The sequence below is a fragment of the Pseudoalteromonas sp. S4741 genome (assembly GCF_005886135.1).
In the GTDB taxonomy this organism is placed as follows: domain Bacteria; phylum Pseudomonadota; class Gammaproteobacteria; order Enterobacterales; family Alteromonadaceae; genus Pseudoalteromonas; species Pseudoalteromonas tetraodonis.
Genome location: NZ_PNCN01000013.1, coordinates 42,322 through 53,291 on the forward strand (window position 1 = coordinate 42,322; position 10,970 = coordinate 53,291).

Consider the following 10,970-nt stretch of genomic DNA (forward strand, 5'->3'; position numbering starts at 1 on the left):
TGTTCACCTTTTTATTGTTCTGTGTTTTACTGAAGTTGTCTTACTTACCCTAGCATGTTTTTTTGCTAAGTGTAGTTATTTTAAACACCTTGAGGTTTTTGATGCGTTATTATTTTACTTCGTTTATTACTGTTTTATGCTTGTGTTTTTCAGCTTTAAGCTTCGCTAGCACAATAAAAACGCTTCCTGTTGTTGATGCTACCCAGCTTATAAACACAAACACTGAGTGCTGGTATGATAATAAACGTTACAGCGAAGGAGCTATACTGCAGGTTCACTCAGTTTCGCTTATTTGTGCTGCAAAGTACCCCCAACATAACAACAGTCAATTGATTTGGCTAAAGCTTGATAAGCAAGGTAACCTTATTTACCCCAAGAAACCTGCAACTATTACTGTAAATTAATCAAGGTTAACAATCTGGAATCTGCCAGCCATCTCCAAACTATTAAGGTGCGGCGGGATACGTTACAATACATGCAGTTTAAAAAAGCAGTGTGACTATGAATAATCAACCAAAAAACCCGCTACATGGGATAACTTTAGAGCAAATTATTGTAGAACTAGAGCAACGTTTAGGCTTTAAAGCAATGGGTGAACAAGTAAACATAAAATGCTTTACTGATTCTCCGAGTATCAAATCAAGCTTAAAATTTTTACGTAAAACCCCATGGGCAAGAGATAAAGTAGAAGCGCTTTATATCCATACCATTAATAACAAGCCGTTACGTAAGCCTAGAAATAAATCGACTAAGCAGTCAGAATCCTCACAACCTGATACATCAGGTTTTGTATGGCCTTCTATTAAAAAATAAAAGGCTCAAAAAATAGCAATGGCGTAATACATACGCCTTTCTAATCAGTTGTTTGCTCTTGGCATATTACATTTAACGACGCTGGCTGAATGCTCACCACCACTTTATCTGCAGATTTGACCTCGCCATCAATCACATAATTAAGTCTCTCATCTGCGCTAATCTCAACACGCTTTGCATTGGTATAATGTGAGTTAATGGCAAAATGCGTTTGCGTAATACTGCTAAACATTAGCTCAGCAATACTCAATACCGTCGTTTCATTATCTTTGTTTGGCGTTAACCAGTTTACGTCTAATAATCCATCACGGTGGTCGGGTTGTCCCCCTCCTTGGGCTAAAAGGGTTGTAAATGGGGCAGCATTAGCGACAATAAAGCTATTTGTATTAATAGCTTCAGGCTCATTATCATCGAGTTTGACCATAAGCTTTTGCGCTTTATTCTCGCCAAAGGAATGTAAAAACCCATTTAAATAAGCAAGCTGGCCAGATTTATTTTTCGACTCTCGATCTGCTTTTTCAATCATTGCATGCTCAAAGCCAATGCCAATTAGCAATAACATCAAATCGTTATTACAATATGCGGTATCGATCAGGTTTGTCTGACCATCAATTATTAAATCGCACGCTTGCTCAACAGGAATAAATTTAGATTTTATTCCCATCAGCACATGGGCCAACGCATTAGCTGTCCCCAACGGTATAATTCCTAATCGACACGATGTACCCACCAACACACTGGCAACCTCAGTGACTGTGCCATCTCCACCGCAGGCAATTATAATATCAGGCTCGTGCTCTATAGCTTGTTTAGCCAATGTAATGCCATTTTGTTCCGGTGTAGTTTTTAAAATAGTTAAATCGTAATACGCAGATAAACGCGCAACAATTAAATGCTCTTTTTCAGACCATAACTTAGTGCCTGAAACTGGATTAGCAATTAAGTACGCTTTATTTTTTATCAGTAGCTCCCCCTTACGGTGGCGCTTAACTAAATGGCGTAATTGGCGTTTATTAAGGTTAGCAGTTTCACGTGTTTCTTTGATTTGTGCCAGAATATCATGTACATCCGCATCTTTATTTTGACTCAATAAATACGCTGCCATAACAAACACCGAACGTCCGCGACCTAATGCACAATGCACCACAACACGACGGTCTTTCTTTATATGGTGATGGATCCAATTAATGGCTTGGTTTAACTGTGAATGTGTAGGCACACTGTGATCAAGAACAGGAATATTTAAATAATCAATATTTTCTTGGGTAGATGTCCACTCAAGCCCATCAAATTCACAGGTAACGTCCAAAACAGCGGTAATACCATTTTCTTTTAATGTATCTATATCTGAGGGAAACAAACGACATGCTAAAAAGAGATTATCGTTTATTTGTTGAATAGGCGGTACTTTGTCGCGCTTGCGTGACCACGCATTATAAAATTGTGCACCTAATAAAAAAGGTACAAAAGCCCAGCGAATGTAAAAAGGGATAACGCCATTTTCTCGCTTTCTGAATATTTTCCCCGCATTAAAAAAATAAGCACCGCTGACTAATAGTAGCGAAAGTGCGGTCCAAAAAAACGCAACTGCAAAGTAAATGGAGTTAACCGTTAACCCTAAGACTATAAATACTAATGCTGTTACAAGATAACTTACTGCAGCCCACATGTGCTCTCCTTAAAGTTGGTAACGCAAAATTAACGCTTTTAATATAGCTCAAAGACTGCAAGTAATACGCCAAAAAGCAACTATTCTTGTTTACTGTATTCAGGTATAAAACGCAAGCTTACAACAAACCGCCAAAAAAACCTAGTGCATTGATAATACTAAGTTATATTTTTATTTTCGGTTTCCATTTCAGCTATTCAAAGCTAGTCTTTATTTATAATATTAACCTTAAAGCTGTTTATAGCTAAGACTAGCCCTTTCTTTTTTACAATTGTAACGGTCAAATATTCATGGTTACTTAATAACTTAGCGTATTAATTATCAAACGGCATAAGTAATGTTTTCATCGCTGGACGCAGTGCAATAAGCACGGTTTCTTCTGTTAACTCAGGAAACAGCATTTTTCGTAATAACAATCCTGCCATCACTGAAAAAATCACATTAATGCGGCTTTCAAGTTCTTGCTCTGAATGTGATTTTATTAAACTACTTTCACTGACTAATAAATCACGCATTCTGTTACGTGCTTGCGTGTCAGCCTCACGCAGTAATAAAGCGACTTTTTTGTTTCTACTGGCCTCTGCCATCATGTCTAAGTCAACAACGCAGGCCCCCGTGTCCATATGACGCTGCACACCATGGTGTAAGCCATCAAGTAACACCGTTAAAATATCGCCAGGTTGATCTTCAAACTCTTGAAATATGGAAAACATTTCTTCCATATCTTGTTCAATAATACTTTCAATTATGGCTTCTTTACTTTCAAAGTAATTATAAATATGGCCGGCACTCATCCCTGCCGTTTTAGCTATTTCTGCCATACCTGCGCCATGGTAGCCTTTGCGACGAAAACAATCAGCAGCGGCGGTTAATACCTGCTCGCGACGCGCTTGTGCTTGCACCGGATCTAGGTGTTTTTTATTTTTAGGTTTCATTTGAAACTCCAGTATCGAGTCTCTTAACTCGAAATATTTAGCGTTTACTGCATTGATCACAAAAAATAAACGCTAAATGGGCATTACTTTAATCACGCATAAAACCTTTTATTGTTAACAGGCTTTATGCGTACTAATTTACTTAACGGTTGAAGTAGTGGTCTGCCAGCCGCCGCCAACCGCTTTGTATAAATTGATTTGGCTTGCAAGCACAGCTTGTTGGCCCGTGATCAATTGCTGCCTTGCGCTATACCAAGTTCGCTGAGCGTCAAGCACTTGCAAAAAGCTATCAACCCCTTTGTCGTAGCGCGCCTGCGATAATTCAAAGGTTGTCTTTCGGCTTTGTAATAACTCCTCAAGAGCCATTAACTGTGCGTTATAGCCTTCTCTATCCGCAAGTACATCAGCAACTTCACGAAATGCTTGCTGTATTTTTTGCTGGTACGTTGCTACAGCAACTTGTTGCTCTGCGTTAGCGACATCTAAATTTGCTTGATTTCGACCCATATTAAAAATAGGTAAATTTACCGATGGCATGAAGCTCCATGTGCCTGAGCCTGCATCAAATAAATTACTTAAATCACGTGATGCAGTTCCTGCATTGGCAGTTAAACTAATGCTCGGGTAAAACGCTGCACGGGCAATACCAATGTTAGCGTTAGCGGCTAACAGCTGATGCTCTGCTGCTTTTATATCTGGTCGCTGCGTTAGTAAATCAGAAGGTAAACCCACAGGCACACTAGGCAAGTCTAATAAATAATTTAATGACTTACTTGGAAGTAAATCCTCACCTACCGTTTTACCTACTAATAAATCAAGCGCGTTTTTATCGCGTTTCACTAAACGTTGGTATTTAGCAATATCAACTTTCGCTGTGGCTACCGTACTTTTAAGTTGTTCCAGCGTAATTTTAGAAGCTGCCCCTAAATCAACACTTTTTTGGGTTAATGATAAGGATGCTTGCTGCGATGATAACGTCTCTTGTGCCAACGCTAACAACTGTTGATCGGTCGCGTAATTTAACCAAGCATTAGCTAGCTCTGCAATTAACGACACTTGCATGGTGTATTGGCTCAGCTGAGTTGAATAAAGCGTTTGTAATGCTTGCTCTGACTGATTGCGTACTTTACCCCATAAATCTAACTCGTAAGCCGTCATGCCTACCGTTGCACTGTATTGAGAACTTATTTGTGGTTGACCACTTGCTGATAAATCGCCGGGTAAACGCTGACGACTTCCTGATGCATTAAAATCCAGTGATGGATATAACGCTGAATCTTCAATCTGATACAAACCACGCACGCGCTGAACATTTAAAGCAGCTATTTGTAGGTCTTTATTATGCTCAAGACTTTGTGATATCAGTGTTTTAAGTTTTTCATCATTAAAAAACTGCTGCCATTTTAACGAGGACACCTGCTCATCCCCTGTCTCTGATGCATACGCATCAGGGACAGGTAAATTTAGCGCTTCTTGTTGAGGAGCTAACTGACATCCAGATAAAATTGCTAAAGTAAAAGCACTAAAACTGATTGCTCTTAAACTCATTATACTTCCTCCTGCGAGGTGGTTTTAGCTTTTCCTGAAAACAGTCTACGTACTAAAACAAAAAACAACGGTACAAAAATAACAACCAATGACGAGGCGGCAAGTGTTCCACCAATAATTGAAATACCTAATGCATTTTGTGCACCTGAACCAGCACTTGAGGCAATAGCTAATGGAAGCACACCACACACAAAAGCCATTGAGGTCATTAAAATAGGACGTAAGCGAAGGCGTACAGCGGCAATCGCCGAGTCAACTAAGCTTAAGCCTTCTTCCATTTTATGAATCGCAAACTCAACGATTAAAATGGCATTTTTAGAGGCTAAACCTATGGTGGTTAATAAGCCCACTTGTAAGTAAATATCGTTTGATAAGTTACCCATAAAGGCGGCTACAATCGCACCAAAAATACCCAGTGGCACAATTATCATTACTGCAAATGGTACTGACCAACTTTCATAAAGCGCCGCTAAACATAAGAATACAAATAACAGTGATAATCCATATAACAATGGCGCTTGACCGCTACTTGAGCGCTCTTGAAACGAAATACCAGTCCACTCAGAGGCAATACCGTTAGGTAGTTGCTTGACTAAACGTTCCATTTCATCCATTGCTTGCCCTGTACTGTAACCTGGCGCAGCTGTTCCTTGAATTTCCATAGCAGAAAAACCATTATAACGCTCAAGACGTGGCGAACCATAGGTCCAATGCGAACTGGCAAATGCTGAAAATGGCACCATATCACCGCTATCATTACGTACATACCACTTGTTTAAATCCTCTGGCACCATTCGCGATTCAGCATCGCCTTGTAGGTATACTTTTTTTACACGGCCGCGATCAATAAAGTCATTTACATAACTACTACCCCAGGCTGTTGCAAGCGTGCTGTTAATATTAGCTTGCGAAACGCCCAGTGCCTGAGCTTTTGCAAGGTCTACATCAAGCTGGAGCTCTGGCATATCTTCTTGGCCATTAGGTCGTACGCCCGCGAGAATTGGGCTTTGGCTTGCTAAGCCTAATAACTGGTTACGCGCGGCCAGTAGAGCCTCGTGGCCAAGTCCAACACGGTCTTGTAAAAACATATTAAAGCCATTGGCTGTACCTAGTTCCACAATCGCTGGCGGCGGAAATGCAAATACAAACGCTTCTTTAATGGTAGAAAAATAGCCCATTGCTTTACCTGCAACTGCTTGCACAGATAAACCTTCGCCTTGACGCTCATCCCAGTGCTTAAAGTTAACAAAGGCAATTGCTGAGTTTTGGCCAGAACCTGCAAAACTAAATCCAGTCACCGTGAAAATACCATTTACAGCATCCGATTGATCGTTCAAAAAGTGTTTTTCTACTTTTTTAACTACTTCAAGCGTTTCTTCAGTCGTTGAGCCTGCTGGTAATGACACCTGATTAAACAAAATACCTTGGTCTTCATCTGGTAAAAATGCCGTTGGTAAGCTTGAAAAAATATACACCATACCCGCTACAATAAGGCCATAACATAAAAGATAGCGCTTAGATAAACGGATCATACGACTGACAAGACTTTGTGCGCCTGAATTAGTTTTATCAAATCCGCGGTTAAAACCACTGAAAAAACGACCGAATAACGAGCTGTTATCGTGAACATGGCTTGGTTTTAAAAGCGTAGCACACAACGCAGGTGTTAAAATAAGCGCCACCAATACCGATAGTCCCATTGCTGATACCAACGTAATAGAGAACTGACGATAAATAACACCTGTAGAGCCACTAAAGAACGCCATCGGAATAAATACCGCCGACAGCACCATAGCAATACCCACTAGCGCGCCTTTAATTTCATCCATTGATTTACGTGTTGCCTCAAGCGCAGAGAGTTTTTCTTCGCTCATTACACGCTCAACGTTTTCTACTACAACAATGGCATCATCAACCAGTAGGCCTATGGCAAGTACCATGGCAAACATGGTTAATGTATTTATTGAATAGCCAAACGTGTACAAAATACCAAAAGTACCGAGTAACACCACCGGCACAGCAATCGTTGGAATAAGCGTAGCGCGGAAGTTTTGTAAAAACAGATACATAACAACAAAAACGAGTACCACTGCTTCTATTAAGGTATGAACCACTTTTTCAATCGATAGTGATACAAAGGGGGTGGTATCGTAGGGTACAACAACGTCTAATCCCTCAGGGAAAAACGCTTTAAGCTCTGCAATCGCAGCTTTTACACCTTCAGCTGTATCAAGGGCATTTGCCCCACTGGCAAGCTTAATACCTAGGCCTGATGCAGGTTTTCCATCGTAACGAGCTACAACACGGTAGCTCTCGCCACCTAGCTCCACACGCGCTACATCTTTAAGGCGAACAAACGAGCCATCAGCGTTTGCTTTTACTATAATTTGTTCAAACTCTGCTGCGGTTTGCAAACGGCTTTGTGCTGTTACCGTTGCATTGAGCTGCTGGCCTTCAACCGCTGGCATGCCCCCTAATTGACCAGCAGATACCTGTGCATTTTGCGCACTAATTGAGGTGCTAATATCAGCAGGGGTTAATTTGTAGTTTTGCAACTTAGCTGGGTCTAACCAAATACGCATAGCATATTGAGAGCCAAATAGCTGAACTTCACCCACCCCTTCAACACGCGAGATAATATCTTGCACATTAGATGAAACATAATCACCAATGTCGATATTGGTCATGCTGCCATCTTTTGATACAAAACCTAATACCATTAAAAAGTTACGTGCAGACTTAGCCACCGATACACCTTGCCTTTGCACTTCTTCTGGTAAAAGCGGTGTAGCTGTGGCTAACTTGTTTTGCACTTGTACCTGTGCAATGTCTGGGTCTGTATCGGCGCTAAATGAAAGCGTAAGCGTAGCCGAACCACTCGACTCAGACGTAGATGACATATACAACAAGCCATCTAGTCCTTTCATTTTTTGCTCTATAACCTGGGTAACCGTATCCTCTAGGGTACGAGCTGATGCCCCTGGGTAAGTAGCGGTAATGCTAATTGCTGGCGGTGCAATTGACGGGTATTGTGCTATTGGTAAACTTTGAATAGCCAACACACCTGCAAGCATAACCACGATAGCAAGCACCCACGCAAAGATGGGTCTGTCGATAAAAAATCGTGACATTAAAACTCTCCGTTATTGCGCTTTGTCGGCTGTTGCAGACGGTGAAACTTCTGAAGGGCTAACTGGCGCACCTGGGCGAATTTTTTGTAAGCCTTCAACAATTACTTTATCGCCATCAGCTAATCCAGCGGTAACTAACCAGTTAGAGCCAATCGTTCTATCTACTTTTAACACACGGCTTTCTACGGTGTTTTCTTTACTTACAACCATCGCTGTTGGCTCACCTTTGGTGTTTCGGCTTACTCCACGCTGCGGCACTAAAATAGCGTCTTGTTTTACACCCTCAACCACTGAGGCACGTGCATACATACCCGGTAGTAATAACTTATCTGGATTTGGGAATTTAGCGCGTAAAGTTACCGACCCAGTGCTTGGGTCTACAGTTACTTCTGAAAATTGTAACGTGCCTTTAATTGGGTAAATAGAGCCATCTTCCATTTGCAGCTCAACGTCGGCTTGTGCTTTTGAGTCAACACTTAGTGAACCAGAAGAAATGGCTTTTTTAAGTTGAGTTAGCTCGTTGCTTGATTGCGTTAAGTCAACATAGATAGGATCAAGCTGAGTAACGGTTGCCAGTGCCGTTGTTTGATTAGCACTTACAAGCGCACCAACAGTAACGTTCGATTTACTAATTTGACCACTAATCGGAGAAGATACATGGCTGTAATCTAAGTTTATTTGTGCAGATTTAAGCTGTGCTTTTGCTGTTAATAGCTCGGCTTGTGCTTGCTTGTATGCTGCATCGGCTTCATCAAAGTCTTGCTGGCTTACCGCTTTAATTTCTAGTAATTCTTTATAACGCGACGCTTTAGATTTACTGCTTGCAATACTAGCCTCTGCGCGCGCAACGGCCGCTTTGCTGGCTGCGAGTTCTGCTTCATAAATGTCAGGATTAATTTGATAAAGCGCTTGGCCTTGCTCAACCTGTGTGCCTTCTTCAAATAAGCGAGATTGAACAATACCACTTACTTGAGGACGAATTTCAGCAATTTGAAACGCACTAACACGCCCTGGTAATTCTTTTTTAAGTGTAATAGCTTGGCTTGTTAAGGTGACCACACCAACAGGTGTCGCTGCAGGAGCAGAAGCCTTAGGCTGTTCAGCAACCTGATCACAACCACTTAAAGCAACAGAACCAACGAGGGCCGAAAATACAAAAAAAGCGATGCGGGAACGCTGCATGTAAAATACCTTTTAGTTTAGAATGAACGATCATTCTAAACTAAAGTAAAGCAATTAAAAATAGCTACTGAGCAACATTTACACATTTTTACAATTGAATAGATAAGTAACACAAATAACAGCTGAGTTATTTAAGCAACACCCATAAAAAAAGCAGTCAATGAACTTTCATTGGCTGCTCTTAAGCTATGTTGGCTGTCATTATTCGTTGTCAGTATTAACTCTAGAGACTAGTAATTGCTCAATACGAATTCCTTCCACGTCCACAACTTCAAATTTAAAACCTGCAAATAAAACAAACTCTGCGCGTTTAGGAATATGTTTCATGGTATAGATTAAATATCCGGCCACGGTTTCATAATGATTTTGATCAGGAAATTCATCAATTTCAAGTACCTTCGCCAGCTCAACAATCGGGGTTAAGCCATCTACTAACCAAGAACTCGCGTCGCGCTCAATAATTAACTCTTCACTTTGATGAGTAATTAAATCGCCCATAAAACCTTTCATTAAATCTTTAACCGTAACAATCCCAACCACCAAAGCATACTCATTAACTACCACCGCAAAAGGATGTACAGCGGTTTTAAACGCATTTAACGCTTCAGATAAACTCAATGTTTCGGGCAAGAAAAAAATATCTTTATCAAGCATGTCATCGTTAATATTTGCCGCCTCACCTTTGAGTACTTGGCGTAAAATATCTTTAGACTCAACAGAGCCAATTAACTTATCAAGATTGCCTTTGCACACTAAAAAGTGATTGTGCGGGTGATCTATAATTTTATTTGCTATATCGTCGCTAGATTCATCAATGTCAAAATAAACAATTTGCTCACGCGGTGACATAACGCTTGATAAAAAACGCGCTTCTAAATCAAATACATTTCCTATTAAATCATACTCTTGTTGCTGTAAACTGCCATATTCAGCACCAGCATCCATCATCGCAACAATATCTTCAGTGGTCACAATATCTTCACGTTCACTGGGCACTTTAAACACCCGTAAAACAATATTGGTTAAGCCATTAAAAAATAGTACCAGTGGCGTGAGCGCAAAAGTAACCCAGCGCATAATTGTCACCACTCTCACCGCAACGGCCTCAGGTAAAATCATCGCTAAACGCTTTGGTAGTAAATCGGCAAATAAAATAAATAACGAGGTAATAATTAAAAACGATAATACAAAGCTAATTTGCCCAAGTAATGGACCTTGATAAAACAGCTGTAGTATTTCTTGCATATAAGGAGACAATGCTTGCTCGCCAACAATCCCGCCTAATATCGCAATCGCATTGAGCGTAATTTGGATCATGGCGAAAAAAGCCCCAGGCTGCTCTTGCAGCTTTAAAACCGCCAAAGCGTGAACATTGCCCTCGTCCGCCATTACTCTTAACTTAATTTTGCGTGAAGCGGCAATCGAAATTTCTGACATCGCAAATAACGCACTCATCAAGATTAATAACGCAATCCCGATTAAATCACCCATTTATAACTCCAAAATAATCGCTTTTACAAGCAAATGCAGCTGGATTATAGACGCTTTTATAGACAGGGCAATTGATATTTAAATAATATTAATAACTAACCTGAGATCTGGTTAAGCCAACATTAGATTATTACTCTCTAAAATTTCAAGTTCTTGCGATGTTAAATCTAATGACGGCTTTTCCTCTTTTAGGCAATAGGC

At 40.5% G+C, this 10,970-nt stretch carries 8 protein-coding genes; 2 read left to right on the forward strand and 6 right to left on the reverse strand.

Annotated features, from left to right (window positions below; all coding sequences use genetic code 11):
- The first annotated feature begins 101 nt into the window (after nt 1-101).
- Complete coding sequence (locus CWC30_RS02040; protein WP_138626291.1) at nt 102-404, forward strand: DUF1496 domain-containing protein; 303 nt, start codon at nt 102-104, stop codon at nt 402-404.
- Nucleotides 405-501: 97 nt separating this feature from the next.
- Complete coding sequence (locus CWC30_RS02045) at nt 502-813, forward strand: VF530 family protein (protein WP_138626292.1); 312 nt, start codon at nt 502-504, stop codon at nt 811-813.
- 40 nt (nt 814-853) lie between these two features.
- Here CWC30_RS02045 and CWC30_RS02050 read toward each other — a convergent pair whose 3' ends face one another.
- The 6 genes from CWC30_RS02050 to paeA all read right to left on the reverse strand — a co-directional run bounded on the left by CWC30_RS02050 (nt 854) and on the right by paeA (nt 10,769).
- On the reverse strand, nt 854-2,482 hold the full coding sequence (locus CWC30_RS02050) for a diacylglycerol kinase family protein (protein ID WP_036983882.1): 1,629 nt from the start codon (nt 2,480-2,482) through the stop codon (nt 854-856).
- Between the two features lie 314 nt (nt 2,483-2,796).
- On the reverse strand, nt 2,797-3,417 hold the full coding sequence (locus tag CWC30_RS02055; protein WP_008112329.1) for a TetR/AcrR family transcriptional regulator: 621 nt from the start codon (nt 3,415-3,417) through the stop codon (nt 2,797-2,799).
- A gap of 138 nt (nt 3,418-3,555) precedes the next feature.
- A complete protein-coding gene (locus tag CWC30_RS02060; protein WP_036983880.1) occupies nt 3,556-4,965 on the reverse strand; it encodes an efflux transporter outer membrane subunit in 1,410 nt (469 codons plus the stop codon).
- On the reverse strand, nt 4,965-8,096 hold the full coding sequence (locus tag CWC30_RS02065) for an efflux RND transporter permease subunit (RefSeq protein ID WP_138626293.1): 3,132 nt from the start codon (nt 8,094-8,096) through the stop codon (nt 4,965-4,967). The genes CWC30_RS02060 and CWC30_RS02065 overlap by 1 nt, the downstream gene beginning before the upstream one ends.
- A gap of 12 nt (nt 8,097-8,108) precedes the next feature.
- Complete coding sequence (locus CWC30_RS02070; RefSeq protein WP_138626294.1) at nt 8,109-9,278, reverse strand: efflux RND transporter periplasmic adaptor subunit; 1,170 nt, start codon at nt 9,276-9,278, stop codon at nt 8,109-8,111.
- A 201-nt stretch (nt 9,279-9,479) separates the two neighbouring features.
- Complete coding sequence (paeA, locus tag CWC30_RS02075) at nt 9,480-10,769, reverse strand: polyamine export protein PaeA (protein ID WP_036983877.1); 1,290 nt, start codon at nt 10,767-10,769, stop codon at nt 9,480-9,482.
- Nucleotides 10,770-10,970: the final 201 nt, after the last annotated feature.

What these genes read in the sequence shown, in the direction of transcription:
- CWC30_RS02040 (WP_138626291.1), top strand. Translation starts at nt 102, where the DNA reads ATGCGTTATTATTTTACTTCGTTTATTACTGTTTTATGCTTGTGTTTT.
- CWC30_RS02045 (WP_138626292.1), top strand. Translation starts at nt 502, where the DNA reads ATGAATAATCAACCAAAAAACCCGCTACATGGGATAACTTTAGAGCAA.
- CWC30_RS02050 (WP_036983882.1), bottom strand. Translation starts at nt 2,482, where the DNA reads ATGTGGGCTGCAGTAAGTTATCTTGTAACAGCATTAGTATTTATAGTC.
- CWC30_RS02055 (WP_008112329.1), bottom strand. Translation starts at nt 3,417, where the DNA reads ATGAAACCTAAAAATAAAAAACACCTAGATCCGGTGCAAGCACAAGCG.
- CWC30_RS02060 (WP_036983880.1), bottom strand. Translation starts at nt 4,965, where the DNA reads ATGAGTTTAAGAGCAATCAGTTTTAGTGCTTTTACTTTAGCAATTTTA.
- CWC30_RS02065 (WP_138626293.1), bottom strand. Translation starts at nt 8,096, where the DNA reads ATGTCACGATTTTTTATCGACAGACCCATCTTTGCGTGGGTGCTTGCT.
- CWC30_RS02070 (WP_138626294.1), bottom strand. Translation starts at nt 9,278, where the DNA reads ATGCAGCGTTCCCGCATCGCTTTTTTTGTATTTTCGGCCCTCGTTGGT.
- paeA (WP_036983877.1), bottom strand. Translation starts at nt 10,769, where the DNA reads ATGGGTGATTTAATCGGGATTGCGTTATTAATCTTGATGAGTGCGTTA.